The sequence below is a fragment of the Rhizobium hidalgonense genome (assembly GCF_002914525.1).
GTDB classification, from domain to species: domain Bacteria; phylum Pseudomonadota; class Alphaproteobacteria; order Rhizobiales; family Rhizobiaceae; genus Rhizobium; species Rhizobium hidalgonense.
Map to the genome: position 1 here is coordinate 200,160 of NZ_LODW01000022.1, position 13,047 is coordinate 213,206.

The 13,047-nt window shown below is 57.9% G+C and carries 15 protein-coding genes; 3 read left to right on the top strand and 12 right to left on the bottom strand.

Annotated elements, in window-relative coordinates:
- Positions 1-34: 34 nt before the first annotated feature.
- Genes ATY29_RS02305 through rfbA form a run of 9 tightly spaced genes read right to left on the bottom strand, consistent with a single transcriptional unit; the run spans position 35 to position 8,241 of the window.
- On the bottom strand, positions 35-1,105 hold the full coding sequence (locus tag ATY29_RS02305; protein ID WP_097534893.1) for a radical SAM/SPASM domain-containing protein: 1,071 nt from the start codon (positions 1,103-1,105) through the stop codon (positions 35-37).
- A 1-nt stretch (position 1,106) separates the two neighbouring features.
- Positions 1,107-1,952, bottom strand: coding sequence for an NAD-dependent epimerase/dehydratase family protein (locus tag ATY29_RS02310; RefSeq protein WP_097534894.1), 846 nt, complete (start codon positions 1,950-1,952; stop codon positions 1,107-1,109).
- Complete coding sequence (locus tag ATY29_RS02315) at positions 1,945-2,658, bottom strand: nucleotidyltransferase family protein (RefSeq protein ID WP_097534895.1); 714 nt, start codon at positions 2,656-2,658, stop codon at positions 1,945-1,947. The genes ATY29_RS02310 and ATY29_RS02315 overlap by 8 nt, the downstream gene beginning before the upstream one ends.
- On the bottom strand, positions 2,651-3,631 hold the full coding sequence (locus tag ATY29_RS02320; RefSeq protein WP_097534896.1) for an NAD-dependent 4,6-dehydratase LegB: 981 nt from the start codon (positions 3,629-3,631) through the stop codon (positions 2,651-2,653). The genes ATY29_RS02315 and ATY29_RS02320 overlap by 8 nt, the downstream gene beginning before the upstream one ends.
- The gene (locus ATY29_RS02325) at positions 3,628-4,947 is read right to left on the bottom strand and encodes an ABC transporter ATP-binding protein (protein ID WP_097534897.1); all 1,320 of its coding nucleotides are present in this window, start codon (positions 4,945-4,947) and stop codon (positions 3,628-3,630) included. Before ATY29_RS02325 ends, ATY29_RS02320 begins: the two co-directional genes overlap by 4 nt.
- Positions 4,947-5,825: an ABC transporter permease gene (locus ATY29_RS02330; RefSeq protein WP_097534898.1), complete on the bottom strand. Its 879-nt coding sequence runs from the start codon at positions 5,823-5,825 to the stop codon at positions 4,947-4,949. The genes ATY29_RS02325 and ATY29_RS02330 overlap by 1 nt, the downstream gene beginning before the upstream one ends.
- Positions 5,822-6,928, bottom strand: coding sequence for a DegT/DnrJ/EryC1/StrS family aminotransferase (locus ATY29_RS02335; RefSeq protein WP_097534899.1), 1,107 nt, complete (start codon positions 6,926-6,928; stop codon positions 5,822-5,824). Before ATY29_RS02335 ends, ATY29_RS02330 begins: the two co-directional genes overlap by 4 nt.
- A 1-nt stretch (position 6,929) precedes the next feature.
- Positions 6,930-7,304, bottom strand: a complete 375-nt coding sequence (locus tag ATY29_RS02340; RefSeq protein WP_097534900.1) for a sugar 3,4-ketoisomerase — start codon at positions 7,302-7,304, stop codon at positions 6,930-6,932.
- A gap of 25 nt (positions 7,305-7,329) precedes the next feature.
- Positions 7,330-8,241: a glucose-1-phosphate thymidylyltransferase RfbA gene (gene rfbA / locus ATY29_RS02345; protein WP_097534901.1), complete on the bottom strand. Its 912-nt coding sequence runs from the start codon at positions 8,239-8,241 to the stop codon at positions 7,330-7,332.
- A gap of 250 nt (positions 8,242-8,491) precedes the next feature.
- Here rfbA and ATY29_RS02350 point away from each other — a divergent pair, with 250 nt between their 5' ends.
- A complete protein-coding gene (locus ATY29_RS02350; RefSeq protein WP_097534902.1) occupies positions 8,492-9,280 on the top strand; it encodes a glycosyltransferase family 2 protein in 789 nt (262 codons plus the stop codon).
- Positions 9,281-9,318: 38 nt separating this feature from the next.
- Here ATY29_RS02350 and ATY29_RS02355 read toward each other — a convergent pair whose 3' ends face one another.
- From ATY29_RS02355 to ATY29_RS02365, 3 genes are read right to left on the bottom strand one after another with little or no spacing between them, the layout of a single operon-like run.
- Complete coding sequence (locus ATY29_RS02355) at positions 9,319-10,122, bottom strand: anti-sigma factor family protein (protein ID WP_097534904.1); 804 nt, start codon at positions 10,120-10,122, stop codon at positions 9,319-9,321.
- On the bottom strand, positions 10,119-10,724 hold the full coding sequence (locus tag ATY29_RS02360; protein ID WP_097534906.1) for an RNA polymerase sigma factor: 606 nt from the start codon (positions 10,722-10,724) through the stop codon (positions 10,119-10,121). Before ATY29_RS02360 ends, ATY29_RS02355 begins: the two co-directional genes overlap by 4 nt.
- Positions 10,725-10,768: 44 nt before the next feature.
- Positions 10,769-11,305 carry a tetratricopeptide repeat protein gene (locus ATY29_RS02365; protein ID WP_097534908.1) on the bottom strand — a complete coding sequence of 179 codons (537 nt, stop codon included), beginning with the start codon at positions 11,303-11,305 and terminating at the stop codon, positions 10,769-10,771.
- Between the two features lie 171 nt (positions 11,306-11,476).
- Here ATY29_RS02365 and ATY29_RS02370 point away from each other — a divergent pair, with 171 nt between their 5' ends.
- Positions 11,477-12,529 (top strand): type III polyketide synthase, encoded by a 1,053-nt coding sequence (locus ATY29_RS02370; RefSeq protein ID WP_097534910.1) that lies wholly within the window; start codon positions 11,477-11,479, stop codon positions 12,527-12,529.
- The gene (locus tag ATY29_RS02375) at positions 12,526-13,029 is read left to right on the top strand and encodes an isoprenylcysteine carboxyl methyltransferase family protein (protein ID WP_097534912.1); all 504 of its coding nucleotides are present in this window, start codon (positions 12,526-12,528) and stop codon (positions 13,027-13,029) included. Before ATY29_RS02370 ends, ATY29_RS02375 begins: the two co-directional genes overlap by 4 nt.
- Positions 13,030-13,047 lie beyond the last annotated feature (18 nt).

A 13,047-nucleotide genomic window follows, 5' to 3' on the forward strand; every position in this document is an offset into this window, starting at 1 on the left:
GAAAAGGGTGCCCGTTGCGCGCGTATTCAGTCGATTATCGCCCGATTTCCTGGTTCCGATCGACGTAATTCCGGACAATGACCTGTCTGCCGCAAATCTGCGCGGTTTCGTCATTGGTCTCTCTCGGTAGGTAGCACCTGCGGCAGACCTCGCTCTTGAGGAAGCCCTGCGGTTCCTTGTGCAAAGCGCGGACGGCGTTCATTTTTTCCCCGTGCCATATCTGGTGCACGGTTTCGGTGTTCGCATTGCCGATAACCTCACGGTTTTCCTCGTCGTTCGAGCACTTCATGACCAATCCGTCGGCACCGATCACCAAACGCTGGTACTGCTGCGGGCAGGTGAAATTGTCGAGATAGGCGATGTCTGAATCGTTGCCGAGATAATCGATCAGCGGATTGAAGGCGACGAGATCCACGTAAGGCGCGAAGGTATCGTAATAAAGATCAGGATTTTCCCGGATTGCCGGCCAAATGCCCTGCACCTTGATGACAGGACGATGGAGACCGCGCTCGTCCTTGTATTTCTTTATGTCCTTGATCTTGTCGAGCAGAGCCTGGAACTTGATCGGCTTGCGGATCTTCTCATAGGTCTCACCGGTGCCGTCGATCGAAACGGTGATCCAGTCGATGCCGGCATCGACGAGCTGGGCGAAATAGTCTCTGTTGAGCTTGAAGCCATGCGTCAGGGTCGAGACTTCCTTGATCCCGTGGTCCTTGGCATAGCGCACACAGTCGGCGAAACGCTTGTGCAGCGTGGCCTCGCCGCGCAGGGACAGACGGATCGCAGGAACCTTGCCGCCGATCTCATCGATGATGCGGCAATAGAGGTCCCAGTCCATCCGGGTCGTATTGACGCTCTTCTTGAATTCGTCGCTAATCGTATAGCACATCGGGCAGCGCAGGTTGCAGATCGACGCCAGCTCGAGGTCGACCAGCAGCGGGTAATCCGAAACCTGCTGGTTCAAGGCATATTCCGACCATTTGCGACGGTAATCCGCGTATTCGGCTTCCCACCCCTCGCCACGGTATTTGTCGAACGCGGCTTCGCGCTCGTCCGTGTCCATCGAGTAGTTGCCCTTATTGATCGGAACGTAACGCTCGTTCAATTCACGACTCCTTCATCATCACGCCGATGCCGGCCGGCAGATCCCATTCCGGCCACCATCCGAGAACGGCTCGAGCCCGCTCAATATCGGCCCGCACGTCAGGTATTTCATTCCGCCGAACAGCGCAAGACGACACTACAGGTAGATCAGTGCCGGCGGCTTTCTGCAAGATATCGATGATTTCCTGCACCGAATACGACTTTCCGGAGCCGATATTGATGCAGTGGTAACCTTCTGCCACATCCATGGCCTTGGTAAAGGCGCTCAGCACATCGGCAACAAATACATAGTCACGCCGCGGGCTCAGATCCAGAACCTGGATTTCCTTCTTCGCCCTTATTTGATCCAGAAGCGTCGGGATCAGAAATTCGGGCCGCTGCCCTGCGCCATATATATTGAAAAGGCGCAATACCACCACCGGTATCTGCTCGTATGTGGCAGCGAACTCACAGAGTTGTTCGGCAAGATGTTTGGAGAGCGCGTATGGGTTGTTCGGCTTGACCGGATCGCTTTCGTGGATCGGCAGCCGTTCCGGCACTCCATAAACATAAGCGCTTGCGAAGACGAGTTTGGCCTTGTGTCGCTTGCACCAGGTCAAAGCATGCTGCGTACCGAGAACATTGGCGGCCATGAAGCTCGGCCCCTGTGTCCAGCTATCCGGAACGAATGTCCTGCCGGCAAGATGAAACAGCGTTCGCGCCGCCGGAAGCTCCTGCCAAAGGCGTTCTTCGCCTATGTCGCCATGTGTTCGGTCAAGCGCAAGCACATCAATGCCAGCCTGTATAAGCCGCTCTACCAGACGCTTCCCGAGAAAGCCGCCAGCACCGGTGACGATGGCATCAACCATTCAAGAACCTGGATTTCATGGTTTCGAACTGCTCGATCGCCAATGCATAATCGTCGGGGCGTCCGATATCGAGCCAGTAACCTTGAAAATCGCGAACGGTGGCCGGCTTGCCGGCCGCCAAAAGATCCAACATCAAATGGTCAAAGCCGTAAGCGCCGCGTTGCGGTATATGCTCGACGGCCCCAGACGACACCATGTAGACGCCCATGCTGACCTTATACTCGGCCGTCGGCTTCTCCCGGAAGCCGGTCAGGCGTCCTGCCTCGTTGGTATCAAGAACGCCATAGTCAATGCGATGCTGACGCGTCTTGGACGAGATCGTGAATATATTGCCATCGCGGACATGGGTGTCATGAAAATCGGCATAGTCGAGATCCGTCAGGATATCGCCATTCATCACCAGGAAATTCTCTGGCAAATCCTTGATCAGCCGTAGCGGTCCCATGGTGCCGAGTGGTTCGTCCTCGAGGGAATAGTCGATGCGCACGCCCCATTTATCGCCGTCCTGGAAAAACGCCTTGATCAATTCGGCCTGATGGTTGACGGCAAGCGTTATGTGCTCGAACCCGCCTGAGATCAGCTGACGAATGATGACCTCAAGAATAGGGTAATCGCCGATCGGCATCAGAGGTTTTGGAAGGACGACGGTATAGGGCCGCAGCCGCGTTCCCATTCCCCCGGCCAGAATGACCGCGCGCCTAGACATTGAAAATATCCGCCTTATACCGCGTCAGATTCTCAGGCTGGCGCAGCCATTCGATCGTTGCCTTCAGACCGTCTTCCAAGCTGTAACGCGGCGAAAATCCCGTCAGAGACCTGATCAGGCCGTTGTCACAGCACAAGCGTTCCACTTCACTGTTTGCCGGACGCAAACGCTGTTCGTCGCATTCGATCTCGACGTTGACGCCAAGAATGTCGGCGATCAGTTGAACGGTATCGCCGATCGAGATCTCGCTGCCGGAGCCGATATTGACCGTCCGGCCGACGGCTTGGTCGCAGGCCGCGAGCGCCAGAAAACCGTCGCACGTATCCTGCACGAAATTGAAATCCCGCGTCGGTGAAAGCGCACCAAGCTTCAACTTCGTTCGTCCGCTCAGAAGCTGTGAAATCACGGTCGGAATAACCGCCCTTGCGGATTGTCGCGGGCCAAAGGTGTTGAAGGGCCGTGCAATCGTCACCGGCAGGTCAAAGCTCGAATGATAGCTGTAGGCGATCGCATCGGCACCAATTTTGGACGCCGAATAGGGCGACTGCGCCTGCAGTGGATGGCTCTCGCTGATCGGCACAAAACGCGCCGTGCCGTAGACTTCGCTCGTCGAGGTCTGGATCACCCTTCCGACACCGGCGTCGAGAGCCCCTTGAAGAACGTTCAACGTTCCATGCACATTGGTGTCTATATAGCTTGACGGGGCCTGATAAGAGTAGGGAATGGCAATCAGAGCGGCAAGATGGAAGATGGTGTCGACACCTCTGGCGACGGAGCGCATCTGCGCCGGATCGCGGACGTCTCCAAGGATCACCTCGAACTTGCCGCGGTATTCCGATTGGTCCAGCCAGCCCCAACTGGAAAACGAATTGTACTGGCAGAGGGCGCGAACTTCGACGCCCGATCTGACCAGCGTCTCGACAAGATGAGAGCCGATGAACCCGTCCGCCCCGGTGACAAGCGCTTTCTTCATTTCAAAACACCCTCAGAATCACGCAGGAAGACCTTCTCAACCGCCCAAGGCAACTGTATCGCCGAAATCGACGGCTTCCGTTGCTGACCCAGCATCTGGATGATTCCCACATTGTCCTCTACGTCAAACCGAATACCCTCGGCGACGGAATATATCGAGAACCGGCTCGATATCCCCAGCCGCACGTAGAACGTGCCCGTATTCAGAAGACATCCGGGAAATTTGACGCGGGCTCGATAATAGCCGGCTGGCCGGGTGTCGAGGCGCCCAAGGTCGAGCTCGGGATCGGAAAGACTGACGAGGGGGGTATAGCCATCCTCCATCATGATCTGCATTCCGACTGAGAGGCCGGAAAGAGGCTCCCTCAATTCGTATTCGATCTCAACGGAAAAGCCCTTAGACAGTTCTACCGTGCCCGAAAGCTCGTCCTTCTCGTTCAGTACCGCAACACGGCAAATGACCGCCTTTCCATCGACGTCCTCGGGGTTGACCGAGTAAATTGCCGTGCCGCCGAATTCCGGGCGGTCGAGGTAGGCTTTTATCACATCTGCGGTATCGCCCATCGCAGCGACTTTGCCGTCGGCCATCAGGATCGATTTCGGGCAGATGCTGCTGATCGCCGTCATATTGTGGCTGACAAAGATAATCGTTCGGCCGGCCTTGGTGACCTCCTGCATGCGCCCCATGCATTTGTTCTGAAAGTTGACGTCGCCGACGGCCAATACCTCGTCGACCAAGAGTATTTCCGGCTCGAGATGCGCCGCGACGGAGAAGGCCAGGCGGACATACATGCCGGACGAATACCGCTTCACCGGCGTATCGATGAATTCGCCGATCTCCGCAAACTCGACAATTTCGTCGAATTTCGACCTAACCTCAGCACGGCTCATCCCGAGGATGGCGCCATTCAGATAGACGTTCTCCCGACCGGTGAGTTCCGGATGAAATCCAGTGCCGACCTCAAGCAGGCTGGCAATTCTGCCTCGTATGCCGATGAAGCCCGAGTTGGGCATGGTGATACGCGACATCACCTTCAGCAGTGTGGATTTTCCGGCTCCGTTCCTGCCGATAATGCCGACGATCTCGCCGTGCCCGACCTCGAAAGAGACGTCATCCAGCGCGTGGAAGATGTCTCCCTTCAGCCGCGACCGCGCGCCGCGGGCGGACGTGTGGTCAGATACCGAAATGTTCGGATCCGGAAGGTTGCGCCACTTCGCCCACCAGCTCTGAAGGTCGCGATAGAGAGTGCCGTGATTGATGACGCCAAGACGATATAGTTTGCTGACGTGCTCCGCTCGAATAACGATGTCGTTCATCAGACGGTATCCATCGCGTTGGCTTCCGCCCGCGAGAAAAGTGCCAGCCCGCATAGGGTTATTGCGACAGTCACTGCGAGATTGGCGAGGCAAAGACCGACGGGCAAGGCGGGAGCGTCAAATAGCGCCCAGCGGAAGGTTTGAACTGGCGTCGTCATTGGATTGATATAATAGAACCAATGATACCGTTCCGGAATCTGGCTGAAGGGGTACACGATCGGCGTACCATACATCCAGAGTTGCGTCATGAACCCGACGGCGTAGACAAGATCTCGGAAACGCACCGTCAGCGCCGAAACGACAAGGCCGGCACCAATGCCCAGCACGGCGATATAGAGCAGCACCAGCGGCGTCAGAAACAGGAACCAATAGCTCACGGCCAGATCGGGATTGGCAATTTTCAGGCCAATGGAAACCGTCAACAAGAGCAGGAACTGGATCGCAAAGGCGACAAGGCCACTCATCGCAACTGACAGCGGCACCACGAGTCTCGGAAAATAAACCTTTCCGAACAGATTGGCGTTCTTCGAGAAGACTTCGGAGTTATTGGTCAGACAGGCAGAAAAATAGCTCCAGATGATTGTGCCCGACATGTAAAACAGAAAGGGCGGAAGGCCATCCGTCGAAAGATTGGCGATTTTTCCGAACACGACATAATAGGTCATCGCCGTCAGCGACGGCTGAATGATGTACCAGACAGGCCCGAGAATGGTCTGTTTGTAAAATGTCGTGAAATCCCGCTTGAAGAACATCCAGACGAGATCGCGATATTGCCAGACAAGGCCGAGATCCGGCGTATTGCCCTTGGAAGGCCTGATAACGATATCCCAATCATCATCCTCACGTGCCGAGGCCGGTCCTTTCAATTGCTCTGTCATGCCGCCAACTTCAGATTTTCCGGGAGCGCCGCAAGAAGGTTGCAGACACGCTCGATCTCATCGCGGCTATGCCCGGCCGAAATCGGCAGGCTCAGCTCGGTGGCATGCAACTCATCTGCAATGGGATAATCGCCGGAAAGAATGCCTTGCATTGCCTTCTGCCTATGCGGCGCAATCGGATAATGTATCTCGGTCTTGACCCCATTATCGAGCAGCCACCGACGCAATTCATCGCGGGCTGGGTGTCGTATCCCGAAAATATGAAACACGTCATACTCGGCAGGTCGACGAAGCGGCTGCGCGAGCCATTTGGGCAGATTGTCGAAATAGATATCGGCCAGTGCCCGCTTATGTTCAGTCACCTGATCGAGGTAGCGCAGCTTGACCCGCAGAAATGCCGCCTGCATCTCGTCAAGTCTGGAATTTACACCGATATAGACGTTCTCATATTTTTTCTTCGAGCCGTAATTGCGCATGTGCCTCAAGCGATCGGCAAAGTCCTCATCATCCGTGACGATCGCACCCGCATCTCCCAGGGCACCAAGATTCTTGGTCGGATAGAAGCTGAAGCAGCCGGCGATTCCGAAGGTGCCGGTCAGCTTGTCATCATAACGCGCGCCATGGGACTGCGCGCAATCCTCGATCACTTTGAGACCGTGCTCGCTTGCAAACGCGGCGATCTCGGTCATCCGGCAGGCTTTGCCGAAAAGATGCGTCACACAGATGGCCTGGGTGTGACGTGTGAGCGCCGCAGGAAGGCGCTCCGGATCGATATTGAAGGTTTCGCGTTCGGGCTCCACCAAAACGGGTTTGTGGCCGGCGCGCAGAATTGCGAGGATCGTGGCTATATAGGTATTGGAGGCAACCATGATCTCGCTGCCTTTTGGCAGGTCGAGCGCTTCGATTGACAGGATCAGCGCATCCAGACCGTTGGCCACGCTGATGCAATGTTTGCTTTCCGCGAAGGCGGCGAATTCCGCTTCAAACGAGGAGACCTCATTCCCAAGTATGTACCACCCGGAACGAATAACGCGGGAAGCAACAGCCTCCAGCTCTTCCATCAGCGCACGGTTGGCCTGCGCAAGACTTTCATACTCAATCATCTCAGAGCCGTTCATAGGGAGTGTCGATGTAATCATCCTTATCATATCCGCGAGAGGCAAAAACGAGCAGGATCGAACCGGGACCGAAGGTCATCTCGTGCCAGTCCCTTGGCTCTACCAGGAGGCACTGGTCCGGTGACGACAAGGTAATCTCCTCGCGGGCTTTTCCATCGTCCATCAAAACCATCACGCTTCCCGAAAGCGCCACCAGCGCCTGTCGCGTCTGGTGATGACGATGGCCCCCGCGTGTATATCCGTCGGCTCCATAGATCCAGAAGCTCCGGACGACCGGAAATGGCAGTATTCCGTCCATGACGGTCAGCGCGCCTCGGCCGTCGGTCATCGTCTTTAACGTAAGCAAGGTAAAAGCAGACAAGATTGATCTTCCAGTTTTGCCCGGTTCAGCCGGTTGGGAAATGCGGAGCTGGCTCCCTCACCAAGCTGATGAGGTATCGACCGTAAGAACTCTTTTCAAGTGGAGCCGCCAGCCTTAGTAATTGCTCGGCATCTATGTAATCCAAATGAAAGGCGATTTCTTCGGGGCATGCGATTTTCAGCCCTTGGCGCCGCTCGATGGTGGCAATGAACTGGCTGGCTTCAAGAAGTGAATCGTGCGTGCCCGTATCCAGCCACGCATGCCCTCTTCCCAGGACGGCGACGTTCAGCCTGCCGGCCGACAAATAATGCCGATTGATGTCGGTAATTTCGGTTTCACCGCGCGACGAGGGTTTCAGACCGGCAGCGATGTCGAGCACGTCATTGTCGTAGAAATATAAACCCGTCACAGCGTAGGAAGAGCGAGGCCTGGATGGCTTTTCCTCCAAGGTGAGGACTTTACCCTGCCCGTCAAATTCCACGACCCCATACCGTTCGGGATCGTGGACTTTATACGCGAAGATCGTCGCTTCATCGGATCTTTCGGAAGCCGCGGATAAATCATGCGTCAGGAGGTTGCCGTAAAAGATATTGTCGCCAAGCACGAGGGCAGTTGCCTCTTGCCCGATGAATTCCCTGCCGATCGAAAATGCTTGGGGAATGCCTTCCGGCGCGGCCTGCACGGCGTACTGAAGATTCAATCCCCATTGGGCGCCGTCACCCAGCAACTGTTCAAAGCGCGGCGTGTCCTGCGGCGTAGAGATAATCAGGATATCTCGGATACCTGCAAGCATCAGCGTCGACAGGGGATAATAGATCATCGGCTTGTCAAAAACCGGGAGAAGTTGCTTCGAAATGGCGAGGGTCGCGGGATGGAGCCGGGTGCCCGAGCCCCCGGCGAGCAAGATGCCCTTGCGCAGCTTTTTCTTCGAAGACAAGAGACCTCCTGCAACTGGTAAATCCGCGCGCATTCACGAGCCTTCGTGATGACGTCGCCGTTCGACACTGCTCACTACAGATAGATCGATCGGCATGCAATGCACTTACCGAGACGGGAAGTAGCCCAACCCCTCATCAATCGGGCATTGGTCGAGGATAATTTGCTATACTGGATTGCGACGCCGCCTTTCCGTCTGCTACGGATTAGCCAAATTTCGCCCCTTGGAATATGAGCAAGACACCCGCTAAATGGCTGCAGACACTGCCGATCCACGTCCCCCCCGGATAAGCCTCATCACTGTTTGCTGGAACGCCGAGCGGACCATTGCCGATACGTTGCGGTCCATCGATACGCAAACCTACCGCGATTTCGAGCACATCGTCATTGACGGTGGCTCAAGTGATTCGACGCTCGCCATCATTGCTTCGGCACCGGCGGAGAACCGCCGCGTACTTTCGGGACGGGACGGAGGTATCTATGAAGCGATGAACAAGGGGATTGGCCTTGCGACCGGCGACATCATCGGATTCCTAAATGCGGACGACACTTTCGAGAGTAACGGCTCCCTCGAAATCGTGGCGGCCACGCTGGAAGACGAAGCCTATGACGGCTGCTACGGCGATCTCATCTATGTTTCCAACCAGAATACCGATCGCAAAGTCCGTTATTGGAAATCCTGTGCGTTTAAATCCGGTTCCTTTGGGCGCGGCTGGTGTCCGCCGCATCCAACCTTCTATGTTCGACGTCGCATCTATGAACGGTTTGGGACGTTTGATCTGCGTTATCGCCTAGCAGCCGACGTCGAGCTTATGATGCGATTTCTGGAAGTCGCGCGTATCAAAACCATTTATATCCCCCGCGTGCTGGTCAGGATGCGCTTGGGGGGCGCCACAAACAAAAACGTCCAAAACATATCGCGCCAGAACAAGGAAGTGCTGCGAGCCCTTGCCGACCACGGCTTCAAGATCTCAACCCCCGTGTTCTGGGCATCGAAGATTGCCAACCGCCTCGGCCAGTTCCTCACACGAAATCGATAGCAGCATCCCGTCAGATGTCGCGCAGGGTCAATAGCCAGTCACACAGCCATCCTTCCCCGCACCCCATCGGCAATCGTCGCCATCCTGTCCGCCGCCGCACGGCCGATCAGCATGAAGGCGTGCGTGCCGTTCGACCAGTAGACGACGTTCATGCCCTTGCGGCTTTCGAGATCCGGCGGCTTCGGCCCCCGGTCAGACCTAACGATGCAGAGCGCCATCGGGCCGGTTTCGGGGTCGAGATAGGCGATCTGGGCGAGTGGCTTGCCGTCATATTGCAGAAGCAAAGCGCGTTTGAAATCGATGCCCGGAAGCGCGACGGCTTCGGGTGAAAGCGACAGGCCGAGTTTTTCGTCGAAGGCGCTGAGCTGGGCTGCCTGGACATCTGTGGCTGGAACCGGGCCGGCGAGAGTTTCTCGCGTATAGAGGGAAATATAGTCGGCGACGACGGCGCGCCATTCGCTGTTTTCGTCCCTCGCCGATAAGCCTCTGCCGATGCCGATGACGGCGCGGTCGATGGCGATGCCGGCCACCAGCGCGGCGGCAAGCGCGCCGAGGAAGCGGCGGCGGGTGGCGAATGCGGGTGGGGAGCCGGATTTTGCGCTTGCAGGCGCGGGGATGGCGGCGAGCATTTTCTCCAGTTTCTCGCGCGGGGCTTCCGATAGCAGCGGGGCGAAGGCCTGCGCGAACGGCAGGCTGGCGCGCGACAGGAACTCCAGCCGCTCGGCGACGGCTTCATCTTCATTGGCGAGGGTTTCGATGCGGGCGGCCTCTTCCGCCGTCAGTTCGCCATCGATGAAGGCTGTGAGGTCCTCGTCGGAAGGAATGGTGTCTCTCGTATTCATTGCCGTCCCCCTTCCCGCCCGTCGTCGGAGAGCTTGGCGCGGGCAGCCGCCAGCCGGCTCATCACGGTTCCGATCGGAATATCCAGTATGCCCGCAACCTCGCGATAGGAAAGTCCTTCGACATAGGCGAGGAAAACCACCGTTCTCTGCGCTTCGGGCAGCGCATTCACCCGTTTCAACAGCTGCGCCGCCATCACCTGCGTTTCGGTATCGTGGGCGCCATCGAAGGTCAGCGCCTCGCCGGCATCGACAAAACCCTGGCCCTGGCGCACCCGGCGCGAGCGGATCTCGTTCAGCCAGATCGAATGCAGGATCGAAAACAGCCAGCGATCGAGCCGGGTGCCGGGGGTAAACTGATCGGCGCGCTCCAGGGCGCGCAGGCAGGTCGCCTGCACCAGGTCGTCGGCGACATCGCGCTGATGCGAGAGAACGAGGCCATAACGCCAGAGCCTTGGCAGATTTTCCGTCAGGCCGCTCCTGATATCCGCTGCGCTCGCGATGGCCGCCTCCGACGATCTTGCATGTCTGGGAACCGCCGGATGAACCGGCGATTCCATTCTTGCGCGACTATAGGCGGGAAACCGGGTGGGCGCGACCGACATTCGGATATCCTTCGTGGTTCCGTTTTCCCGCTCTGCCGGGCGGATCAGATCTTCGACGGGTCGAGGATTGCCGCGTTCAGATCCTGATATTCCTCGCAGCCCGTGCCGCAGATCGCCTTGATCGACTTCAACTGGTCCTTGGCGAGATCGAGCTGGCCCTTGATGACATAGGCTTCGCCGAGATATTCGCGGACCTTGGCGTATTGCGGGTCCATCTTCACCGATTGCAGGTAATAGGAGATGCCTTCGTCGGTGCGGCCGAGCTTGCGGGTGGCATAGCCGCGATAGTTCAGCACTTCGGCCGTGTTCTGGTCCTTCACCGTGTCGAGCATGGCAAGCGCCTCTTCATAGCGGCCGGCTTTCGCCAGCGAATAGGCATAGTCGGTACGGTTCTCGTCCGAAACATTGGCGCTCTGCTGCTTGACGCATTTCTTGGTCTTCTGGTCGTAGATCTCGCCCTTCTTGCAGGTCGGCATCGTGCTGCTGTCATTGCCCGCCGCAAAGACCGGCGCAGAGAAAACGAAAGCGGCAAGGCAGCCGCCGAGAAGGATGGAAGCGAAACGGACTGTCATGATCGTCATAGGGAAAACTCCTCGAGAAGTGACGTTGCGAGGAGAGAACACCGCTGCACCTCGCTTTATTCGGAGGCCTTCCCATTTTCTTCATCACTGCTTCGTGAAGCCACGAAGCCGAATAAATTATCGGGACCGCGTGTTTTCCGTCGTTCCGCCGGGAACGACAAGGAGAAATCTGTGACCGATAGCGTGAAACTCATAAGCCTCGCCACCGCCGCCCCCGAACATGTCATTTTCCAGAAAGAAGCGGTCGAAGCCTCCGCCCGGCTGTTTGCCGACCGTTTCGAGGATTTCCGCCATCTTGCCCGCGTCTTCGATAGCGCCGGCATTCAAAAGCGCCATGCGGCGCGGCCACTTGCCTGGTTCGACGAGCCGCATGGCTGGCAGGATCGAATGCAGGCCTATGCCGAGGTGGCGGGCGAGTTGTTCGTCAAGGCCGCCAGCTCGGCCCTTCGTCAGGCCGGGCTTGACGCCGGCGATGTCGACTGTGTCGTGACGGTCTCCTCGACCGGTTTTACGACGCCGAGCCTCGATGCGCAGATGGCCCGCCGGATGGGTTTCAGGGCCGATATCGAGCGCGTCCCGGTGTTCGGGCTCGGCTGTGCTGCCGGCGTGTCGGGCTTTGCGATCGCCTCGCGACTGGCGCGGGGCAGGCCGGACGCCGTCGTGCTGTTCGTCTCGATCGAGCTCTGCACGCTGGCCTTCCGGCTGGATGAGCTGACGCGGCCGAACATCATCGCGACGGCGCTTTTCGGCGATGGGGCTGCCGCCTGCGTGCTGCGATCCGGCGAAGGCGGGCTGGCGGAGGTGGAATCAACAGGCGAACATCTCTTTCCCGATACGCTCGATATCATGGGGTGGAAGATCGACGATGGCGGTTTCGGCATCGTGCTGGCGCAATCGCTGCCGCCCTTTGCCGAACGCGAGCTCGGCCCCGCGGTGACGGCCATACTGGCGCGCAACGGGCTGACATCAGGCGATATCGACCGCTTCATCTGCCATCCCGGCGGAACGAAAGTGTTGGCGGCGTTGGAGAGTGCGCTTTCGCTGTCGCCGCGCACTCTGGATCACGAGCGCGCCGTGCTTTCCGAATATGGCAACATGTCGTCGCCGACCATTCTGTTCGTGCTGGAGCGGGCGATCCAAGCGGGATTGCCGGAGCGTTCGGCGATGATTGCCATGGGGCCGGGCTTTTCGGCGAGCTGCGTGACGCTCAGGAGGGTCGCATGATGTGGCCGTCGCTCGCGCTTCTGGCGTTTGTGACCCTGCAGCGGCTCGGCGAACTCGTGCTTGCCCAGCGCAACACAGCCGCCCTTCTCGCCAGAGGTGCCAGGGAGGTAGCGCCGGAGCATTATCCTGCCATGGTGGCGCTGCATGCCGTCTGGCTCATCGGCCTCTGGCTGCTAGCGCCCGGCAGGCCGGTCGAGCTTTTTTGGTTTGCCGTGTTCATCGGGCTGCAGGCGCTCAGGCTCTGGGTGCTGGCGACGCTGAAAGACCGCTGGACGACGCGCATCATCGTCCTGCCCGGCGCGCCGCTGGTCACCTCGGGCCCCTACCGCTTCCTCCAGCATCCGAACTACGCGATCGTCGTCGGCGAGATCGCCGCCCTTCCGCTGGCCTTTGGTCTGCCGTTCTACGCGATCGGCTTTTCGCTTCTCAACGCCTGCGTTCTCTATATCCGCATCAAGGCTGAAAATGCCGCACTGAAAAGCGCAATGATTTTGAAATGAATGCGATTTTTCGTTTGC